We start from the raw sequence: 21456 nt of genomic DNA on the forward strand, positions 1-21456 counted from the left end.
GACCGACGCCCGCGCCGACGGTCGCCCGCTCCGACCGGTTCCCGCGCCGCCGGGCACCCGCCCGGACCCGCTTCTCCGCCCTCCGGTCACGGCCGGTGGCCCGCGGGGACCGGCCCGTGGACGGCCGGGCGGCGCCCGGGGCCACCCCGTACAGTTGATCGCGTGACCAACGCGCAGACCTCACCGCTCCCGTTCCTCAAGGGCCACGGCACCGAGAACGACTTCGTGATCGTCCCCGACGCGCAGAACGCCGTCGACCTGCCGCCCGCCCTCGTCGCACGGCTCTGCGACCGGCGGGCCGGGATCGGCGGCGACGGACTGCTGCACGTCGTGCGCAGCGCCGCCCACCCGGAGGCGCGGCACCTGGCCGACGAGGCCGAATGGTTCATGGACTACCGCAACGCGGACGGCTCGGTCGCCGAGATGTGCGGCAACGGGGTCCGGGTCTTCGCCCGGTACCTGGAGCACGCCGGGCACGTCACCGCCGGTGAGGTCGCCGTCGCCACCCGGGGCGGGGTCAAGCGCGTCCACCTCGACAAGGACGGTTCCGTCACCGTCGCCATGGGCCGGGCGGTCCTCCCCGGGGACGGGGTCACCGTCACCGTCGACGGCCGCCACTGGTCCGCGCGGAACGTGAACATGGGCAATCCGCACGCCGTCGCCTTCGTCGAGGACCTCGCCCACGCGGGCGACCTCTTCACCGAGCCGTCCTACGAGCCCGCGACGGTCTACCCGGACGGGGTGAACATCGAGTTCGTCGCCGACCTCGGCCCCCGGCACGTCGCCATGCGCGTCCATGAGCGCGGCGCCGCCGAGACCCGCTCCTGCGGCACCGGCGCGTGCGCCGTGGCCGTCGCCACCGCCCGCCGGGACGGTGCCGACCCCGCCGTGACCGGCACCCCCGTGACGTACACCGTGGAGGTGCCCGGCGGGACCCTGGTCATCACCGAGCACCCCGACGGCCGGATCGACATGACGGGCCCCGCGGTGATCGTCGCCGAGGGCGCGATCGACCCCGAGTGGCTGGGCTGAACCACCCACCGGACCCCGAACGGCCGGGCTGAGCCGCCGCACCGCACCGCCCGTGCCGGAGAGCGGCGGAATCGAAATCGTCAACGACTGATTTTTCGCTCGAATGGGTGATCCGGTTCACGCTGGGCGAGAGCGTGACGGTGCCGCGTGGTGGGGTCGGTAGCATCAAGCACCGGCCCCCCGGGCACGCCTGGCCCGCCCACCGCCGGTCGACGTCGCCGGAGGTGCCCATGAGCGCAGAGGCAGCCAACCCCGTGAGCGCGGCGGAATCCGCCGACACCGGGACGACCGCCCGCAGACGCGGGCGCGCCAGGATCGACCTGCGCCGCCTCGGCCGCGCCGCCCTGCTCGGCGCCACCGCGGGACCCGCCCCCCGCGACCGGCTACCGGACGCCATCAGCCATGTCGCCGAGGCGCACCGCGCCCACCATCCCGAGGCCGATCTGACGGTGCTGCGGCGGGCGTACGTGCTCGCCGAGCGCTCGCACCGGGGCCAGTTCCGCAAGAGCGGCGAGGCGTACATCACCCACCCGCTCGCGGTCACCCTCATCCTCGCCGAACTCGGCGCGGAGACCACGACCTTGACCGCCTCCCTGCTCCACGACACCGTCGAGGACACGGAGGTGACGCTCGATCAGGTGCGCCGCGAGTTCGGCGACGAGGTGGCCTATCTGGTCGACGGCGTCACCAAGGTGGAGAAGATCGACTACGGGGCCGCCGCCGAGCCCGAGACCTTCCGCAAGATGCTCGTCGCCACCGGTGACGACGTCCGGGTGATGTCGATCAAGCTCGCCGACCGGCTGCACAACATGCGCACCCTCGGGGTGATGCGGCCCGAGAAACAGGCCAGGATCGCCAAGGTCACGAGGGACGTCCTCATCCCGCTGGCCGAACGGCTCGGCGTCCAGGCGCTCAAGTCGGAGCTGGAGGACCTGGTCTTCGCCATCCTCCACCCCGAGGACTACGAGGTGACCCGCGCGCTCGTCGCGGGCGCCCCGCGCTCGGGGGACGCGCTCGGCGCCGTCGCCGAACAGGTGGCGTCGGTGCTCCGCGAGGCGGGCATCGGCGCCGAGGTCCACGTCCGCCCCCGGCACTTCGTCTCCCTCCACCGGACCCGGCTCAAGCGCGGCGAACTGCGCGGCTGCGACTTCGGACGGCTCCTGGTCCTGGTGGCGGAGGACGCCGACTGCTACGGGGTGCTCGGCGAGCTGCACACCTGCTTCACCCCGGTGATCTCCGAGTTCAAGGACTTCGTCGCCGCGCCCAAGTTCAACCTCTACCAGTCGCTGCACACCGCGATCGCCGCCCCCGACGGAGCGGTCGCCGAAGTCCTCATCCGCACCCACCGGATGCACAAGGTCGCGGAGGCGGGCGTCGTCGCCCTCGGCAACCCGTACGTGGGGCAGGACCCGGCCGCACAGCCCGGCGCGGAAGCCCCGGCGGGCACCGCACCGGCCCCCCGGGAAGCACACGCGGCCCCCACCGGCCCCGGGAGCCCCACCGGCCCGCAGAGCCGCCCGGGTCCCGCCGGAGCCGTCACTTCCGCGACTTCCGCCGCTGCCGCCCCTTCCGCCGCGTCCGCAGAAGTGGTGGACGCATCCGTGGAGGCGGAGGACGAGCGCGTCGACCCCACCCGTCCCGGCTGGCTCTCCCGCCTGCTGGACTGGCAGCAGGCGGCTCCCGACGCGGACACGTTCTGGTCCTCGCTCCGCGCCGACCTCGCCGAGGACGACGAGATCACCGTCTTCCACGCGGGCGGCGGCCTCCCCGGCACCATCAGCCTGCCCGCCGGGGCCAGTTGCGTCGACGCCGCCTACGCCCGGCACGGCGAGGCCGCCCACACCTGTCACGGCGCACGCGTCAACGGCCGTCTCGCCCCGCTGAGCACCGTCCTCGGCGCCGGGGACACCGTCCAACTGCTCCTCGACCCGGACACCGGGTCGGGCCCCTCGCCCGAGTGGCTGGACCACGCCCGCACCCCCGCCGCCCGGATCGCGATCACCGGCTGGCTCCGGGACCACCCCGAGAGCACCCCGCCACCCGCCGCCAGCACCGGCCCACGGCCCCCGGCGGGGCCCTTCGCCGACCGGTGTACCGGCGCGGAGCTGCACGCCGATCTGGCGGGAGAACCGGCCCCGGCCGTCCGCCCGGCGGGCTGCTGCACGCCCGTACCCCCCGACAAGATCACCGGCTTCCGGGTGCGCGGCGGATCGGTCACCGTCCACCGCTCGGGCTGCGCCGCCGTCGACACCATGCGCGGTCTCGGCCGCGAGCCGGTCGCGGTCCGCTGGGGCGACACCGCCCACGGCAGGGTCACCCTGGTCGCCGAGTCCTTCGGGCGGCCCGGTCTCCTGGCCGACCTCACCGAGGCCATCGCCGTCGCCGGGGCGGCCGTCGTCGCCGCGACCGTCGAACCGCCGAGCGAGCAGCGCGTCCGGCACACGTACACCCTCCACCTGCCCGACGTGGCCCGCCTCTCCGCCCTCATGCGGGCCATGCGGGACGTGCCCGGCGTGTACGACGTGACCCGGGCCCGCCACCGCCCGTCCCCGCGCCGCGCCTGACGACCCCGAGAGGCCCGGCCCGGCCGAACGCGTAACCACCCTCGCGGCCGGACCGGGGCGGGAGTTACGGGTCCGGGCCCCCGCGCGATCCGCACGAGGAACCCGTACGACGGGTCCGGAGCGTTTTCCTGTCGGGCCCGGAGAGGGCGGGACCCGCCGGGTCCGGGTGGGCTTCGCGCGGGGCCCGGTGAGGACCTGCCCGCCGGGTCCGGGGCGGGGAGCCCGTACGACCCCGGGCATGGGCTGGTGCCGCACCACACGACACGCGAGGTCCGGTGGGCCTCGTGCCGGGCCCGGCCCGGACCAGCCCGCTGGACCCGCACGCCCGGCCCGCACGCCCGGCCCGCACGCCCGGCCCGCACGTCCAGCCCGTGAGGCCGGGCCCCGAGCGGGTCCCGCGTCGGGTCTAAAGAGGGCGGGACCCGCCGGGCCCGGACGAGCCCGATGGGCATCCCGCCCGCCCGGATCGGGTACGGCCCCCGGACCGCCGCTCGCGGGTGAGTACCGCGGGCGGCCCGGCAAGGACACCACCAGGTCCGCGCCGGACCCTCGTACGGACCTCGTACGGCCCCCATACGACCCTCGTAAGGCCCTCCACCTGGTCGGGAACGACTCCGTACGGCCGGTGCCCGCGCCGGGCCCGGCGAAGGGCGGGCCGCCGGACCCCCCCTGGCCTCACGAGCCCCGGTCCGGCGAGGGCCCTCTCGCCGGTCCTGGTCCCGGTCCCGGTCTCCCGCCGACCGGGGCCAGCCGACGCCCCCCCGGACACTCCGGGGGCGGTACCCCGGACGGCCGGGCCCCGCGACCGTCCCGGCCGGGGCGGTCGGCCCGGCCCCCCTGGCCCGTCCCGCGTGAACCCCTTCGAGTGGCGGGCGGGCGCGTCGGCCGGGGCCCGGGGGAGCGTCCTGGTAGCCGTAGGGCCAGTCCTCAGGAAAGGCCCGGCCCATGCCGCTCCTCCGCACTCCCCCGTCCCGCGCGCGGTGGCTCCGCTCCGCCGTCCTGGTCGCCGCCTCGGCCGGGCTCGTGGCCGCCGCGCTGCCCGCCCCGCAACCCCTCGGCATCGGCGACCCGCTCTTCCCGGAGCTGGGGAACCCCGGCTACGACGTCCTCGCCTACGACCTCGACCTCACCTACACCGGCGTCAACACCGAGCCCCTGGCGGCGGTCACCCGGATCGACGCCCTCGTCACCGCCGACCTGGAGCGGATCAACCTCGACTTCACCCACGGCACGGTCTCCGCCGTCAGCGTCGACGGCCTGCCCGCCGCGTACGCCACCGTGGACGAGGACCTCGTCGTCACCCCGGCCGTACCGGTCGACGCGGGGGAGCGGGTGCACATCGTCGTCACCCACACCAGCGACCCCCGGGGACCGGCCTCGGCGGGCGGCTGGGTGCGCACCACCGACGGACTCGCCATGGCCAACCAGGCCAACGCCGCCCACCGGGTCTTCCCGTCCAACGACCACCCGGCGGACAAGGCGTACTTCACCTTCCGCGTCACCGCCCCCCAGACGCTCACCGTCGTCGCCAACGGCCTGCGCACCGGCCGCGTCCGGCACGGCGCCACCACCACCTGGACCTACCGCGTCACCCACCCCATGGCCACCGAACTCGCCCAGATCTCCATCGGCGACTCCACGGTCCTGCACCGCGAGGGCCCGCACGGCCTGCCCGTACGGGACGTGGTCCGCACCGTCGACCGGGAGCTGATGGAGCCCTGGCTGGCCCGGACCCCCGGACACCTGGAATGGATGGAGCGGCGGGTCGGCCCGTACCCCTTCGAGACGTACGGGGTCCTCGTCGCCGACGCCTCCACCGGCTTCGAGCTGGAGACCCAGACCCTCTCGCTCTTCGAACGCAGGCTGTTCGCCGACCCGAGGTACCCGCGCTGGTACGTCGACTCGGTCCTGGTCCACGAACTGGCCCACCAGTGGTTCGGCGACAGCGTCTCGCCCCGCACCTGGTCCGACCTGTGGCTCAACGAGGGCCACGCCACCTGGTACGAGGCGGTGTACGCCGAGGAGAACGGGGGCCCGACCCTGGAGCGCCGCATGAAGGCCGCCTACGCCGCCTCCGACGGCTGGCGGGCGGACGGCGGACCGCCCGCCGCGCCCGAGCCGCCCACCCCCTCCCACCAGATCAGCCTCTTCCGGCCCGTGGTCTACGACGGAGCCGCCCTCGCCCTCTACGCGCTCCGCGAGGAGATCGGCGACGACGCCTTCCGCCGCCTGGAACGCCGCTGGGTCGCCGACCACCGGGACTCCACCGCCACCACCACCGACTTCGTCGCCCTGGCGGGCGAGATCGCCGGACGCGACCTCACCGCCTTCTTCCACGGCTGGCTGTACGAGCGGAGGACCCCCGCCATGCCCGGCCACCCGGACTGGCGCAGCGACCCCGTCGAAACCGCCCCGGACACCGTGAAACCCGGGTGACGCGTCCGGCGGGGCCGTGTCACCATCATCGGGTCGGCGACGCGGCCGGGACCGGGAATCTTCCGGTGCCCGCGAGCGTTGTGCGGACATCAGACTCATCGCTCTCTCGACGTAAGGATCAAATGACCTCCTCTTCCTCCCCTTCCCCTGACGAGCAGAGCTCCGCGCAGACGAGCCGTACCGAGAGCCTTCGGGCCGATGCCCTGATGGAAGAGGACGTCGCCTGGAGCCACGAGATCGACGGAGAGCGGGACGGCGAGCAGTTCGACCGCTCCGAGCGGGCGGCGCTGCGCCGCGTGGCGGGCCTCTCCACCGAGCTCGAGGACGTCACCGAGGTCGAGTACCGCCAGCTGCGCCTGGAGCGCGTCGTGCTGGTCGGTGTCTGGACCTCCGGGACCGTCCAGGACGCGGAGAACTCCCTCGCGGAGCTGGCCGCCCTCGCCGAGACGGCGGGCGCGCTCGTCCTCGACGGCGTGATGCAGCGCCGTGACAAGCCGGACCCGGCGACCTTCATCGGTTCCGGCAAGGCCCGTGAGCTGCGGGACATCGTCGTCGAGACCGGTGCCGACACCGTGGTCTGCGACGGTGAGCTGAGCCCCGGCCAGCTCATCGCCCTCGAAGACGTCGTCAAGGTCAAGGTGGTCGACCGGACCGCGCTGATCCTCGACATCTTCGCCCAGCACGCCAAGTCCCGCGAGGGCAAGGCGCAGGTCGCGCTCGCGCAGATGCAGTACATGCTGCCGAGGCTGCGCGGCTGGGGCCAGTCGCTCTCCCGGCAGATGGGCGGCGGCGGCGGCGGTGGCGGCATGGCCACCCGTGGCCCCGGTGAGACCAAGATCGAGACCGACCGGCGCCGCATCCGCGAGAAGATGGCGAAGATGCGCCGGGAGATCGCGGAGATGAAGACCGGCCGTGACATCAAGCGGCAGGAGCGGCGCCGCAACAAGGTGCCGTCGGTCGCCATCGCCGGATACACCAACGCGGGCAAGTCCTCCCTGCTCAACCGGCTCACGGGCGCGGGCGTCCTGGTGGAGAACGCGCTGTTCGCCACCCTCGACCCGACCGTCCGCCGGGCCGAGACGCCCACCGGCCGGGTCTACACCCTGGCCGACACGGTCGGCTTCGTCCGGCACCTGCCGCACCACCTGGTCGAGGCGTTCCGCTCCACCATGGAGGAGGTCGGCGACTCCGACCTCATCCTGCACGTGGTGGACGGCTCGCACCCCGCCCCGGAGGAGCAACTGGCCGCCGTCCGCGAGGTGTTCCGGGAAGTCGGCGCGGTGAACGTGCCGGAGATCGTCGTCATCAACAAGGCGGACGCGGCCGACCCGCTGGTCATCCAGCGCCTGCGGCGGATGGAGAAGCACTCGATCGTGGTCTCGGCCCGTTCGGGCGCGGGCATCCCGGAGCTGCTCGCCCTGATCGACGCCGAACTGCCGCGCCCGCAGGTCGAGCTGGAGGTCCTCGTGCCGTACACGCAGGGCGGTCTGGTCTCACGGGCGCACGCCGAGGGCGAGGTCGAGTCCGAGGAGCACACCCCGGAGGGCACCCTGCTCAAGGTCCGGGTGCACGAGGAACTGGGCGCGCTGCTCACGCCGTACGTTCCGGCCGCGCACTGAACTGAACGGACGGTCCACGCCGTACGCGAAGGGCGCCGCCCGCCACCCCGGTCAGGGGAGGCGGGCGGCGCCCTTTGTCATGGACTTCGCCGACTTCGCTCATGGACTTCGGCCGTGGAAGCCGGGTGTCATGAAAACCGGGTGTCGTGGAAGCCGGGCGTCGTGAAAACCGGGTGTCATAGAAGCCGGGCGTCATGGAAGCCGGGCCGAGGGCCCCGGTCGGCTCACCGATGCCACCGGCCCCACCGGCCCCACCGACCCCCTCGGCTCAGCGGGCGAACTTCTTGCTGACCATGTCGTGGGCCGCCTTGGCACCCTGCCCGAGCTGCGGTCCCGCGAGCCAGCCGTTGCCGCCCGCCGGGCCGATCGAGGTGTTCGACACCAGGGCCGTCGTCCCGTTCGGCAGCACGCGGAACCAGCCGCCGCCGGAGGAGCCGCCGGTCATGGTGCAGCCGATCCGGTACATCACCGGTGTGGCCGGGGCGGTCGTGAGCCTGCTCGCCGGGCCCAGGCACTTGTGCATGATCATGCCGTTGTACGGCGGTGCCGCCGGGTAGCCCCAGGCGCCCACCGTCCCCGTCCGCGCGGGCGCGGGCGCCGAGAAGTCGACCGGCAGCGCCGCGCCGACGGTCTCCTCCAGGGACGTGGAGCCCCGCTGCGGCTTCACGTGCAGGACGGCGTAGTCGTACGGCCAGGACCGGCCGCTGCCACCGGACTTGATCCACTCGCCCGAGGTCACGGCCCAGTCGGCCCAGTACTGGCCGTAGGGCTGGACCTCGTGCGGCTGCGCGTCGTTCAGGGCGGCCGGGGACTTGCCCAGGTCGTTGAAGGCGGGGACGAAGGTGATGTTGCGGTACCAGCCGCCCTTCCCGCCCGCGTGCACACAGTGGCCCGCCGTCCAGACCAGGTTGGACTTCCCGGGCCTGCGCGGGTCCTTCACGACCGTGCCGGAACAGACCATGTGGCCCTGCGGCGAGTCGAAGAAGATCTTGCCGACCGGGGCCGCGTTGCGGTGGTACGGCGTCTTCTCGCGCTGCGCCCGCACCGGCGGCGGCGTCGGGTCGGTCCCGCCGCCTCCCGCCTGCGCGGTGATCGTCTGGTCCGGGTTCTTCGCCGACCGCATCCTGGCCGGGTCCCAGAGCCCCTCGATGACCGGATTGACGAAGTCCTCGGCCTCGCGCAGCCAGGTGCCCCTGTCCCAGTCCTTCCAGGCGCCGCCGCGCCACTGGTCCAGGTCGACGCCGTGCTTCTTGAGCTTGTCGGCGAGGTCCGCGGTGAGGCCGGAGCCGCTGTCGGCGGCGGGCGCGGAGCTGGCCCCGGCCGAGGGCTTGTCCGAGGCCGGGGTCCCGGTGGGCCCGCAGGCCGTGGCGGTCAGCGCGAGCGCGGTGACCAGGCCAAGGACGGCGGGCAGAAGTCTCGCGGAACGCATGTGGTGTATTCCCCCTGTGATGATTCCGCGTCCGGGAACGGGCACGACGTCGGCGGGTTCTCGCCTCGGCGTGGCCATGGACGCGTCACTTGTGGTGCACGGTGTGCCGGTCGGAACCGGCACGGCCACGGGCCGGTTCCGACCCGTACGGCGATGGGCGCGGACGGCCCGCACCGGACGTCCGTGGTCCGGGCGCGGAGGAGGCGGGACCCCGGGAACAGAACACCGGGACCCCGCCCCGCCGCCCGGCGAAGAGGCCGGGAAAGGACGACAGGTCCTAGCGGCTCGCGTACTTCGTGCTGACCTCGGAGAAGACGGCCTTGGCCTCGGGGCCGAACCTCGGCCCCGCGAGCCAGCCCGCCGTCGACGGGCCGATCGAGGTGTTCGACACCAGCGCGGGCTTCCCGTCGCGCCCCTGGGCGACCCAGCCGCCGCCCGACGAACCGCCGGTCATCGTGCAGCCGATCCGGTACATCGTCGGCTGGTCCGCCTTCAGGGACAGCCGCCCCGGCCTGTCCGCGCACTGGAACATCTTCTGGCCGTCGAACGGCGCCGCCGCCGGGTAACCCGTCGCCGTCAGACGCGCGACCTTCGGCACGGCCGGAGCGTTGAACTCCACCGGGAGCGCCGAACCGACCGTCTCCTCGAGGGACTTGCGCGAAGAACCCTTCTCCGGGGTCACCCGGATCACCGCGAAGTCGTACGGGGCGCCCGCGCCACCGGTCGAGGCGCCCTGGGCGATCCACTGGTCCGAGGTCTTGACCCAGTCCGCCCACCACACCCCGTACGGGGCGATCTGCTCCCGCGTGGCCTTCTCCAGGTCCGAGGTCGGCAGCGCCGCGTCGTTGTACGAGGGGACGAAGGCGATGTTGCGGTACCAGCCGCCCTTCTTGCCCTTGTGGACGCAGTGACCGGCCGTCCACACCATGTTGGACCTGCCGGGGTGCGCCGGGTCCTTCACGACCGTGGCCGAGCAGACCATCGAGCCCTCGGGCCCGTCGAAGAAGACCTTCCCGGACGCCGGGGCGCTGGCGTGGTACTTCGCCGGAACGCCCTTGGCCCGCACCGGGTCCGGCGTCGGGTCGGTCACGCCCTCGTCACCGGAGATGTCCTCCTCCTCGACCGGCTTGTCGGGGCGCTCGGCCTCCCGCATCCGGTCCGGGTCCCAGAGGTCCTCGATGATCGGGTTGACGAAGTCCTTGGCCTCGCGCAGCCACTTGTCGCGGTCCCAGTTCCGCCACTCGCCGCCGCGCCACTTGTCGATGTCGATCCCGTGGTCCTTCAGACGCTGCTTCAGGTCCTCCGGAATCTTGATCTTGTCGGCTATCCGGGTCGTGGACGCGCTGGGCTTGTCCCCGGCGTTCTCCTCGCTCGGGCCGCAGGCAGTGACGGTCAGCGTCAGCGCCGCGACGGCGGAAGCCGCCGTCAGCAGCGGACGAATCGATCGCATCTCGTGATCCCCCTGGAACTACGTCTACCGATGTCTTCTCGTGCACGGGTGAGCCGTGGCCACGTCCGTACGGACGGTGGCCGAAGGCCCCACTATGCCGGTGCCGGAGGGGACGGTACGCGCCGGGCGACCGGTTCCGGGAACCCTTCGGCCGTTGCCGTGCCGTGATCCGGGACACGCCAAGTTCCTTCCGCCGGGCCCGTGATCCCCGGCATCCCGCGTCGTTGGTACGTACGGGGGACACAACGGCGGCGCCCCGGACGGCTCTTGAGGCGGTCCCGCGCCACCCCGATGTGCAACGCAACCGTTACAGCGGGAGGACACCGAGCCGTGGCCGTGACCGAATCAGCTCCGGCCGTCCCACCGGCCGCGCGGGCGCAGAGCCGGACACCGGGAGACCCGGACACCGGGGCGCGCGACGAGGCGGAACGCGCGGGGGAGGGCCGGAGCCCCGCCCCGCCGACGGGACGGACGCACCCCCGGACCCCTCCGGCCCACGGACACCCGGAACCGGGACGGTCCGGGCCGGGCGAGCCGGAACCGGGACGACCGGAACCGGACCAGTTCCGGGCGGGGCAGCCGGAACCCGAACGGCCGGAGCCCGAAAAGGCCGAGCCCGAAAAGGGCGAGTCTGAAAAGGCCGAGCCAGGACGGCCGGGCCCCGTGGCCCAGGAGCGGGGCGGCGGCGGGTACGAGGGCATCCTGCGCCGCCAGTCCCTGCGCGAGTCCGCCGCCCGTACGTACGCCCGTTCCCTGCCGATCGTCCCCGTCCGGGCCCGGGGCCTGACCATCGAGGGCGCCGACGGCCGCCGCTACCTCGACTGCCTCTCCGGCGCCGGGACCCTGGCCCTCGGCCACAACCACCCCGTCGTCCTCGAAGCCGTCAGGAAGGTCCTGGACTCCGGTGCCCCCCTGCACGTCCTCGACCTCGCCACCCCCGTCAAGGACGCCTTCACCACCGAACTGTTCGCCACCCTGCCGCGCGGCCTCGCCGACGACGCCCGCATCCAGTTCTGCGGCCCCGCCGGTACGGACGCCGTCGAAGCGGCGCTCACCCTGGTCCGTACGGCCACCGGCCGCACCGGCCTCCTCGCCTTCACCGGCGCCTACCACGGCATGACGTCCGGCGCCCTCGACGCCTCCGGCGGAGCCGCCGACGTCCGCGTGACCCGGCTGCCGTACCCCCAGGACTACCGCTGCCCCTTCGGTGTCGGCGGCGCCCAGGGCGCCCGGCTGGCCGCCCGGTGGACCGAGAACCTCCTCGACGACCCCAAGAGCGGGGTCACCGCCCCCGCCGGAATGATCGTCGAGGCCGTCCAGGGCGAGGGCGGGGTCATCCCCGCCCCCGACGACTGGATGCGCGCCATGCGCCGCATCACCGCCGACCGCTCCGTCCCGCTCGTCGTCGACGAGGTGCAGACCGGCGTCGGCCGCACCGGCGCCTTCTGGGCCGTCGAGCACAGCGGGATCGTCCCCGACGTGATGGTCCTCTCCAAGGCCATCGGCGGCTCCCTGCCCCTCGCCGTCATCGTGTACCGCTCCGAGCTCGACGTCTGGGAGCCGGGCGCCCACGCGGGGACCTTCCGCGGCAACCAGCTCGCCATGGCGGCGGGCGCGGCCACCCTCGCGTACGTCCGCGAGAACGGACTCGCCGAACGGGCCGGCACCCTCGGCGCCCACATGCTCGAACGGCTCGGGGAACTGGCCGTCGCCCACCCCTGCGTGGGCGACGTCCGGGGCCGGGGCCTGATGATCGGCGTCGAACTCGTCGACCCCGAAGCGACCGGGCCGCATGACACCGTCCCGCCCGCCGCCCCCGCCCTGGCCCGCGCCGTCCAGCGGGAGTGCCTCGCCCGGGGGCTCATCGTCGAACTCGGCGGGCGCCACTCCGCGGTGGTCCGGCTGCTGCCCCCGCTCACCCTCACCGACGAGCAGGCCACCGCCGTCCTCGACCGCTTCGCCGACGCCCTCGCCGCGGCCGAGCGGGCCCACACCCCCCACCCGGCCGCCCCCCGACGGGCCCCGGCCCCCCGGACCGCCACCGGGCCGTCCCACTGAACCCGGACCGCCCCCGGCCCCACCCCAAGGAAGCCCCCGTGAACGCCACCCCCACCTCCCCGGCGCCCGCACCCACCACGGCACCGGGCACCCCCGCACCCGACACGGCCACACCCGAAGCCCTCACCGGCTCCACCGGACACGACGCCTCCGCCACCGTCATCGGCCCGCCCGCCACCTCCGCCGGACCGGCGGCCAGGACCGCCGCACCCGTCCCGAGCGCCACCGCCACCTCCGTACACGGCCCGCCCGCCGCCGTACTCGCCACGCACGGCCCGACCAGCCACGGCCCGACTACGCACGGCCCGACTACGCACGGACCGACTACGCACGGACCGACCGGTCACGGGTCCACCGGACACGGCCCGGCTGCCCACGGATCGACCGGATACGGGTCTGCCACCCATGGATCGACCGGCCATGGATCGACCGGCCACGGACCGACCGGTCACGGACCCGCCGCGCACGGACCCGTCGCCGCCGGACCGGCCGCCCCCGCGCCCCGCTCCTCCGCGTACGGCCCCGCGAGCGCCGCCGACCCCACCGTCCCGCGCCAGCACAGCGGGCCGTGGGACCTCCGGCCGCACCGCCCGGCCACCGCCGCCGACCCCCTGGACGACCCCGACCCGGCGCGCGCCGCCGACGCCGCCGCCGTCGAGAACCTGCTCCGCTGCTGGGTCAGGGAGACCGGCCGGTCCGCCCCCGCCTCCACCACCCTGCGCGTCCCCCTCGACGCCAGCGGCGCCGCCCTCCTCGTCCCGGTCCTCCACTGGTCGCCCACCGGCTGGCACCGCTTCGGCGCCCCCGTCCTCGAAGGACTCCCCGCCACCGCGCCCCCCGTCGACGCCGTGACCGTCGCCGCCCTCCTCGGCCGGGAGAGCGGCCGACCCGAAGGCACCGAACTCGTGGGCCGGGTCGCCGACTCCACCCGCCGCACCGCCGAGTTCCTGGCCGAGCGCCGCCGCGGCCCCCAGGCGCACCCGGCCGCCGATCCGTTCCTCGCCGCCGAGCAGTCCCTCGTCCTCGGACACCCGCTCCACCCCACCCCCAAGAGCCGCGAAGGACTCTCCGAGGCGGAGTCCCGGCTCTACTCGCCCGAACTCCACGGCTCCTTCCCGCTCCACTGGTTCGCCGTCGCCCGCTCGGTGCTGGCCGCCGACTCGGCATGGACCGAACAGGGCCGCCCCGTCAGCGCCGAACAGCTCGCCGGTGGCCTCGCCGAAGGGCTCGCCCTGCCCGCCGGGACCGTGCCCCTGCCCGTACACCCCTGGCAGGCCAGGGAACTCCGGCACCGCCCCGAGGTCCGCGCGCTCCTCGACGCCGGGCTCCTCCGGGACCTCGGCCCGTACGGCAGCCCCTGGCACCCCACCTCCTCCGTCCGCACCGTGCACCGGCCCGGCGCCCGCGCCATGCTCAAGCTCTCCCTGGGCCTGCGCATCACCAACTCCCGCCGCGAGAACCTCCGCAAGGAACTCCACCGGGGGGTGGAGGTCCACCGGCTGCTCCGCACCGGGCTCGTCGACGAGTGGCAGGCCGCCCACCCCGGCTTCGACATCGTCCGCGACCCCGCCTGGCTCGGCGTCGACACCCCCGACGGCGTCCCCGTCCCCGGGCTCGACGTGATGATCCGGCACAACCCCTTCGGGCCCGACGACGACGCCGTCTGCGTCGCCGCCCTCACCTCGCCGCGCCCCTGGCCCGGGTCCGCCGTCCTGCGCTCCCGGCTCGCCGACGTCGTCGACGGGCTCGCCGTCCGCACCGGCCGCCCCACCGCCGCCGTCTCAGCCGAATGGTTCCTTCGCTACCTCGACCAGGTGGTCCGGCCCGTGCTCTGGCTCGACGGACACGCGGGCATCGCCCTGGAGGCCCACCAGCAGAACACCCTGGTCCTGCTGGACCGCGACGGCTGGCCGGTCGGTGGCCGCTACCGCGACAACCAGGGCTACTACTTCCGCGAGTCCCGCCGCGGCGAGCTGGAGTCCCGCCTCCCCGGCATCGGGGACGGGAGCGACACGTTCGTCTCCGACCAGGTCACCGACGAACGCTTCGCCTACTACCTCGGCATCAACAACGTCCTCGGTCTGATCGGCGCGTTCGGCTCCCAGCGCCTCGCCGACGAGCGGGTCCTGCTCGCCGCCCTCCGCAGCTTCCTCACCGCCGCCGACGGCCTCGGCTCACCGCTGCCGCGCCTGCTCCTGGAAGCCCCGACCCTGCGCGCCAAGGCGAACCTCCTCACCCGCCTCCACGGTCTGGACGAACTCGTCGGCCCGGTCGACACCCAGTCCGTGTACGTCACCGTCACCAACCCCCTCCGCACCTGACCCCGCCCGTCCCGCCCGAGTCCCCGACGCCCGCCCGGGGCCGGACACCCCCGGCCACCGGACACCCGGTCCACCGGGCAGACGCGACCGCCCCACCCAGCCGGTACGGAACCCACCGCCCCGCCCCCACTCACCCCACCGACCCGCCCCGACCCCCTGACCAGGTCCGTCCCCGACCGAGCCGCCGCCAGCCCCGGCCCGTTCCCCAGACCGCCCCCACTGCCCCCACCGCCCTCGATCAGGCCGACCGGGACGCCCAACCCGTACGACCACCTGGCCGAGCCGCCCCCGATCGGTCACGGCCCCACCCGATCAGCCCGACCCGCCAGGCCCTGACCACTCCACCCCGGCCCGCCCCCCGGCCCCCCGACCGGTCACCGACCGCCCCGCCCCGCCCGTATCGCCGAAAGGAGAGCGACACCGTGTCACCCGCCCGCCCACCGGCCGACCCTCCCGGGGACGACACCCTCGACCTGAGGCTCGACGACCTCGCCGCCCTCCTGGAAGGCGGTCACCTGGGAGACGGTCACCTGGGAGACGGCCTCCTCGAAGACGGTCACTTGGAAAGCGGCCTTCTCGAAGGCGGCCACCTCGACGCGGGCCGACCCGGCGCCGGACTGCTCGACGGGGACCTGCTGGACTCCGTGGCCTCCTGGAACCCCGCCGTCACCCCCTTCGGCGGCTTCCGGCTCCTCCCCGTCCGTCTGGAACGGGACCTCCCGCTCCTGGTCCGCTGGATGAACGACCCCGCCGTCGCCGCCTTCTGGGAACTGTCGGGACCCGACTCGGTCACCGCCGACCACCTCCTCGCCCAGGTGGAGGGAGACGGCCGCAGCGTCCCCTGCCTCGGCGTCCTCGACGGCACGCCCATGAGCTACTTCGAGATCTACCGCGCCGATCTCGACCCGCTCGCCCGGTACTACCCCGCCCGCCCCCACGACACCGGCGTCCATCTGCTGATCGGCGGCGTCACCGACCGGGGGCGCGGTGTCGGCGCCACGCTCCTGCGGGCCGTCGCCGACCTCGTCCTCGACCACCGCCCCGACTGCACCCGGGTCGTCGCGGAACCCGACCTCCGCAACACGCCCTCCGTCGCCGCCTTCCTCGGCGGCGGCTTCCGGTACGCGGCGGAGATCGACCTGCCCGACAAACAGGCCGCGCTCATGCTGCGCGACCGGGCCCTCCGGCACGTGCTCTGACGACCCGACCCGACCCGACCCGACCCGACCCGGTACGGAACCCCAGCCCCCGGAAGCCCAGACCCCGGGCCCGCCCCGCCCGGATCTCCCGCCCGGACCTCCCACCCGGATCTCCGGCCCCGGACCCCCCCGGACCCCACCGCCCGTCCCCGACCTCGCCCTTCCGACACCGGACACGGACCGACTCCCGGTTCGCCCACCGGCCCCGTCCGTCCCCCACCTCGCTCCGCCCCCACCGGACACAGACCCACTCTCCGCCCACCGTGCTCGTCCCGCCCCACCCGTCCCGTCAGCTCCACCGCCCGACCCACGGCGGTCCCACTCCGAGGAGTCCTCGTGTCGACCTCCCCTGCACCACACGACTCCGCACGCCCCGTCCCCGCCCCCCGACCGGCCGCCCCCCTCCCCGCCCCGGCCCAGGAAGGCCCGGCCTCCACGGAACCGGCCTCGAAACGGCGGGCCTCCGCCCCCGCCACGCCCCCCGCCCCGGAAGAACCGGCCCCAGCCACCCCCGCCCGGACCCCGGAGCACCGGGCCACGGCCCCGGAAGAACCGGCCCCGGACGCCCCGAGGCCCCCGCGCCCCGCCCCCGAGCGCCCCTCCGCGCCCGTCCTGCTCGCGCCCCCCGAGCTGACCGCCGATGGCTGGACCCGGGCCTCCTCGCGGCTCCTCGCCAAGGCCCTAGCCGAGTTCTCGTACGAGGAGATCCTCGTCCCCGTACCCGACACGACACCCGGCGAGGGACCCACGCGGTACGCGCTGCCGCTCGACGACGGCAGCACCCTGTCCTTCCGCGCCCGCCGGGGCGCCTACGGCGGCTGGTACGTCGCCGCCGACTCGATCACCCACGAGGACCGGCCGCTGACCGACCCCCTCGACTTCCTGGTCCGCGCCCGAGACCTCCTCCGGCTCGACGGCGCCACCCTCGGACACCTCATCCGCGAACTCTCCGCGACCCTCGCCGCCGACGCCCGTCTCGACCACACGGCCCTCACCGCCGACCGGCTCGCCGACCTCCCGTACGCGGAACTCGAAGGCCACCAGACCGGCCACCCCTGGCTCGTCCTCAACAAGGGCCGCATCGGCTTCTCCGCGGGAGACGCCGCCCGCTGGGCCCCCGAGGCCCGCAACACCACCCGCCTCCCGTGGATCGCCGTCAGCAGGCGCATCGCCGCCTACCGGGGCGTCACCGGCCTCGACACCCCCGAGCGGCTCTACGCCCAGGAACTGGACCCCGAGGTCCACGCGGCCTTCCGCGCCGGACTCGCCGCCCGGGGCCACCGGCCCGACGACTACCTCCTGCTGCCCGTCCACCCCTGGCAGTGGGACGAGATCCTCCTCCCGCTGTACGCCCCGGCCGTCGCCGACGGCTCCGTCGTCCCGCTCTCCGCCGACCCCGACCTACGGCTGCCCCAGCAGTCCGTCCGCACCTTCCTCAACACCAGCCGCCCCGACCGGCACACCGTCAAGCTGCCCCTCTCGGTGCTCAACACCCTCGTCTGGCGCGGCCTGCCCACCGAGCGGACCCTCGCCGCACCCGCCGTCACCGCCTGGGTCCACGGACTGCGCGACACGGACCCCTTCCTGCGCGACGAGTGCCGGGTGATCCTGCTCGGCGAGGTCGCCTCCGTCACCGTCGAGCACCCGCTGTACGACCGGCTGCCCGAAGTCCCGTACCAGTACAAGGAACTCCTCGGCGCGATCTGGCGCGAACCGCTGCGCCTCCCGCCGGGCGAGCGCGCCCGCACCCTCGCCTCGCTGCTCCACACGGACCCCGAGGGGCGCGCCTTCGTCGCCGAGCTGGTCGCCCGCTCCGGCCTCGCCCCCACCGTCTGGCTCCAGCACCTCTTCGCCGCCCTGCTGCCCCCGCTGCTGCACTTCCTCTACCGCTACGGCACGGTCTTCTCCCCGCACGGCGAGAACGCCATCGTGATCCACGACGACCGGGACGTCCCCGTACGGCTGGCGATCAAGGACTTCGTCGACGACGTGAACATCAGCGCCCGTCCCCTCCCCGAGCACGACACGCTGCCCGACGACGTACGGGCCGTCCTCCTCACCGAGGAACCCGGCTTCCTCGTCCAGTTCATCCATTCGGGGCTCTTCGTCGGAGTCTTCCGCTACCTCGCTCCGCTCTGCGAGGAACAGCTCGACGTCCCCGAGAGCGACTTCTGGGCGCTCGTCCGCGCCGAGATCCTGCGCCACCAGGCCCGCTTCCCCGAGCTGAAGGAACGGTTCGAACTCTTCGACCTCCTCACGCCCCGGATCGCACGGCTCTGTCTCAACCGCAACCGTCTGCACCTGGACGGTTACCGGGACCGGCCGGACCGCCCCCACGCGGCCGTCCACGGAACCATCCCGAACCCGCTCGCGTGAGGCGCGCGCGTGCCCTCGCTGTCGGTGCCGCCCCGTAGGCTGGGTGGGCTATGACGAAGCCATCCCTCCCCGACCTCCTCCACGCCGCCGTCTCCGCCGTCGGCGGCACGGAGCGGCCCGGCCAGGTCACCATGGCCGAGGCCGTGGCCGAGGCCATCGACGACAATTCCCACCTGCTCGTCCAGGCGGGCACCGGCACCGGCAAGTCGCTCGGCTATCTGGTGCCCGCGCTGGCCCAGGGCGAGCGGGTGGTGGTGGCCACGGCCACCCTGGCGCTCCAGCGCCAGCTCGTCGAGCGCGACCTGCCGAGGACCGTGGACGCGCTGCACCCGCAGCTGCGCCGCCGTCCCCAGTTCGCCATGCTCAAGGGCCGGTCGAACTACCTCTGTCTGCACCGGCTCCACGAAGGGGTCCCGCAGGACGAGGAGGAGGGCCTGTTCGACCCCTTCGAGGCCGCCGCGCCCACCAGCAAGCTCGGCCAGGACCTCATCCGGCTCCGCGACTGGTCGGACGAGACGGAGACGGGCGACCGGGACGACCTGACGCCCGGCGTCTCCGACAAGGCCTGGGCCCAGGTCTCCGTCTCCTCCCGGGAGTGCCTCGGCGCCTCCAAATGCGCGTACGGCCCGGAGTGCTTCGCCGAGGCGGCCCGCGAGCGCGCCAAGCTCGCCGATGTCGTCGTCACCAACCACGCCCTGCTCGCGATCGACGCCATCGAGGGCGCCCCGGTGCTCCCGCAGCACGAGGTGCTGATCGTCGACGAGGCGCACGAACTGGTCTCCCGGGTGACCGGCGTCGCCACCGGCGAGCTGACCCCCGGGCAGGTCAACCGTGCGGTGCGCCGGTCCGCCAAACTCGTCGACGAGAAGGTCGCCGACCAGTTGCAGACCGCGGCCGAGGGCTTCGAGCGGGTGATGGAGCTGGCCCTGCCGGGACGTCTTGAGGAGGTCCCGGAGGACCTCACGTACGCGCTGATGGCGCTGCGGGACGCGGCCCGCGCGGTGATCACGGCCCTGGGCTCCACCCGGGACCGGTCCGTGCAGGACGAGGACGCGGTGCGCAAGCAGGCGCTGGCCTCGGTGGAGACCGTGCACGGCGTCGCGGAGCGGATCACGGCCGGCTCGGAGTACGACGTCGTCTGGTACGAGCGGCACGACCGCTTCGGAGCCTCCCTGCGGGTCGCGCCGCTCACCGTGTCGGGCCTGCTCAGGGAGAAGCTGTTCACCGAGCGGTCCGTGGTCCTGGCCTCGGCCACCCTCAAGCTGGGCGGCGACTTCAACGGGGTCGGGGCTTCGCTCGGCCTGGCCCCCGAGGGCACCACGGGCGACGACCTGCCGGTCTGGAAGGGCCTCGACGTCGGCTCCCCGTTCGACTACCCCAAGCAGGGCATCCTGTACGTCGCCAAGCACCTGTCCCGGCCCGCCCGGGACGGCGACCGGGGCGACATGCTCGACGAACTGACCGAACTGATGCAGGCGGCGGGCGGCCGGACCCTCGGCCTGTTCTCGTCGATGCGCGCGGCCCAGCAGGCGGCCGAGGAGCTGCGGAGCCGGATTCCCGAGCTGCCGATCCTGCTCCAGGGCGAGGACACGCTGGGCGAGCTGATCAAGAACTTCGCCGCCGATCCCCGGACCTGTCTCTTCGGCACGCTGTCGCTCTGGCAGGGCGTGGACGTCCCGGGGGCGAGCTGTCAGCTGGTCGTCATGGACAAGATCCCGTTCCCGCGCCCGGACGACCCGCTGATGAGCGCCCGGCAGAAGGCCGTGGAGGAGGCGGGGGGCAACGGCTTCATGGCGGTCGCGGCGACGCACGCGGCGCTGCTCATGGCACAGGGCGCGGGCCGGCTGGTCCGGGCGACCGGGGACCGGGGTGTCGTGGCGGTGCTCGATCCCCGGCTGGCCACCGCGCGGTACGGCGGTTATCTGAAGTCCTCGCTGCCGGACTTCTGGTACACGACGGACCGCAACCAGGTGCGGAAGTCCCTGGCGGCCATCGACGCGGTGTCGAAGGCCGCGGGTACCTGAGGTACTGGCCGCTGAGGTACCGGCCCCGCGACACGGCAGGGCCCCTGGACCGGCACAGTGGGTCCAGGGGCCCGGTTCGGAGCCGACGGGCGGGTCACACCCGTCGCAGCACCGCCACGACCTTGCCGAGGATGGTGGCCTCGTCACCGGGGATCGGCTGGTAGGCGGCGTTGTGCGGGAGCAGCCAGACGTGCCCGTCCTCGCGCTTGAAGCGCTTGACGGTGGCCTCGCCGTCCAGCATGGCGGCGACGATGTCGCCGTTCTCGGCGACGGGCTGACGGCGGACCGTGACCCAGTCGCCGTCGCAGATGGCCGCTTCGATCATCGAGTCGCCGACGACCTTGAGGACGAACAGCTCGCCGTCGCCGACCAACTGCCGGGGGAGGGGGAAGACGTCCTCGACGGACTCCTCGGCCAGGATGGGGCCACCGGCGGCGATGCGGCCGACCAGCGGGACGTACGACGCGGCGGGCTTGCCGGTGGTGTCCGTCGGCTGGGTGCTCGGCTGGTCGGAGCCGCGCACCTCGTAGGCGCGGGGCCGGTGCGGGTCGCGGCGGAGGAAGCCCTTGCGCTCCAGGGCCATCAGCTGGTGCGCCACGGAGGAGGTGCTGGAGAGGCCCACCGCCTGCCCGATCTCGCGCATCGACGGCGGATAGCCGCGCCGCTGGACCGAGTCACGGATGACCTCGATGACCCGGCGCTGCCGGTCGGTGAGGCCTGAACTGTCCGCCCTGATGCCAGGAGGTCGACCGGGGAGCGCGCGCGGGGGGCGCCCGGGATCATCGCCGGTCATGCCGATGTCGTTCATGCCATGCACCTGCTCGAGTCGGCCCTGGGAGCGGTCCTGGGCGGTGATGGTGGCACTGTCTGCGGTGGTGGTCACGTCGGCCCCTCTCGAATGGTCTCCCTGGCTGGCACAACGGTAGTAGCTTTCGAAAGGTTGCGCCA

The 21456-nt window shown here is 74.1% G+C and carries 13 protein-coding genes; 9 read left to right on the forward strand and 4 right to left on the reverse strand.

Annotated elements, in window-relative coordinates; translation table 11 throughout:
• Window positions 1-162 precede the first annotated feature (162 nt).
• From dapF to hflX, 4 genes are all read left to right on the forward strand, one after another.
• Window positions 163-1032 carry a diaminopimelate epimerase gene (dapF, locus tag ACFXGN_RS25130; protein WP_384863219.1) on the forward strand — a complete coding sequence of 290 codons (870 nt, stop codon included), beginning with the start codon at window positions 163-165 and terminating at the stop codon, window positions 1030-1032.
• A 230-nt stretch (window positions 1033-1262) separates the two neighbouring features.
• On the forward strand, window positions 1263-3596 hold the full coding sequence (locus ACFXGN_RS25135; RefSeq protein WP_384863221.1) for a RelA/SpoT family protein: 2334 nt from the start codon (window positions 1263-1265) through the stop codon (window positions 3594-3596).
• 945 nt (window positions 3597-4541) lie between these two features.
• The gene (locus ACFXGN_RS25140; protein WP_384863224.1) at window positions 4542-6032 is read left to right on the forward strand and encodes a M1 family metallopeptidase; all 1491 of its coding nucleotides are present in this window, start codon (window positions 4542-4544) and stop codon (window positions 6030-6032) included.
• Between the two features lie 122 nt (window positions 6033-6154).
• A complete protein-coding gene (gene hflX, locus ACFXGN_RS25145; RefSeq protein WP_384863227.1) occupies window positions 6155-7651 on the forward strand; it encodes a GTPase HflX in 1497 nt (498 codons plus the stop codon).
• A gap of 268 nt (window positions 7652-7919) precedes the next feature.
• On the opposite strand, the gene ACFXGN_RS25150 is transcribed toward hflX, so the two are convergent.
• Window positions 7920-9080: a trypsin-like serine peptidase gene (locus ACFXGN_RS25150; RefSeq protein ID WP_384863230.1), complete on the reverse strand. Its 1161-nt coding sequence runs from the start codon at window positions 9078-9080 to the stop codon at window positions 7920-7922.
• A gap of 277 nt (window positions 9081-9357) precedes the next feature.
• Window positions 9358-10530, reverse strand: a complete 1173-nt coding sequence (locus ACFXGN_RS25155) for a trypsin-like serine peptidase (RefSeq protein WP_384863233.1) — start codon at window positions 10528-10530, stop codon at window positions 9358-9360.
• A gap of 663 nt (window positions 10531-11193) precedes the next feature.
• Here ACFXGN_RS25155 and ACFXGN_RS25160 point away from each other — a divergent pair.
• Window positions 11194-12588, forward strand: coding sequence for a diaminobutyrate--2-oxoglutarate transaminase family protein (locus ACFXGN_RS25160; RefSeq protein WP_384863236.1), 1395 nt, complete (start codon window positions 11194-11196; stop codon window positions 12586-12588).
• 38 nt (window positions 12589-12626) lie between these two features.
• Complete coding sequence (locus tag ACFXGN_RS25165) at window positions 12627-14909, forward strand: IucA/IucC family protein (protein ID WP_384863237.1); 2283 nt, start codon at window positions 12627-12629, stop codon at window positions 14907-14909.
• A 425-nt stretch (window positions 14910-15334) separates the two neighbouring features.
• Here the strand turns inward: ACFXGN_RS25165 and ACFXGN_RS25170 are convergent, their stop codons facing one another.
• Window positions 15335-15469, reverse strand: a complete 135-nt coding sequence (locus ACFXGN_RS25170; RefSeq protein ID WP_384863349.1) for a hypothetical protein — start codon at window positions 15467-15469, stop codon at window positions 15335-15337.
• Between ACFXGN_RS25170 and ACFXGN_RS25175 the strand changes: the two genes are divergently transcribed.
• The 3 genes from ACFXGN_RS25175 (at window position 15410) to ACFXGN_RS25185 (ending at window position 20508) form a co-directional block, all read left to right on the forward strand.
• Window positions 15410-16108: a GNAT family N-acetyltransferase gene (locus ACFXGN_RS25175; RefSeq protein WP_384863341.1), complete on the forward strand. Its 699-nt coding sequence runs from the start codon at window positions 15410-15412 to the stop codon at window positions 16106-16108. The two genes, ACFXGN_RS25170 and ACFXGN_RS25175, sit on opposite strands and share 60 nt — an antisense overlap.
• Window positions 16109-16720: 612 nt before the next feature.
• On the forward strand, window positions 16721-18484 hold the full coding sequence (locus ACFXGN_RS25180) for an IucA/IucC family protein (protein ID WP_384863344.1): 1764 nt from the start codon (window positions 16721-16723) through the stop codon (window positions 18482-18484).
• A 50-nt stretch (window positions 18485-18534) separates the two neighbouring features.
• Window positions 18535-20508 (forward strand): ATP-dependent DNA helicase, encoded by a 1974-nt coding sequence (locus tag ACFXGN_RS25185; RefSeq protein WP_384863240.1) that lies wholly within the window; start codon window positions 18535-18537, stop codon window positions 20506-20508.
• Window positions 20509-20602: 94 nt separating this feature from the next.
• On the opposite strand, the gene lexA is transcribed toward ACFXGN_RS25185, so the two are convergent.
• Window positions 20603-21391, reverse strand: a complete 789-nt coding sequence (lexA, locus tag ACFXGN_RS25190) for a transcriptional repressor LexA (protein ID WP_366444238.1) — start codon at window positions 21389-21391, stop codon at window positions 20603-20605.
• Window positions 21392-21456 lie beyond the last annotated feature (65 nt).

It is taken from the genome of Streptomyces sp. NPDC059247, from assembly GCF_042754005.1.
Lineage (GTDB): Bacteria > Actinomycetota > Actinomycetes > Streptomycetales > Streptomycetaceae > Streptomyces.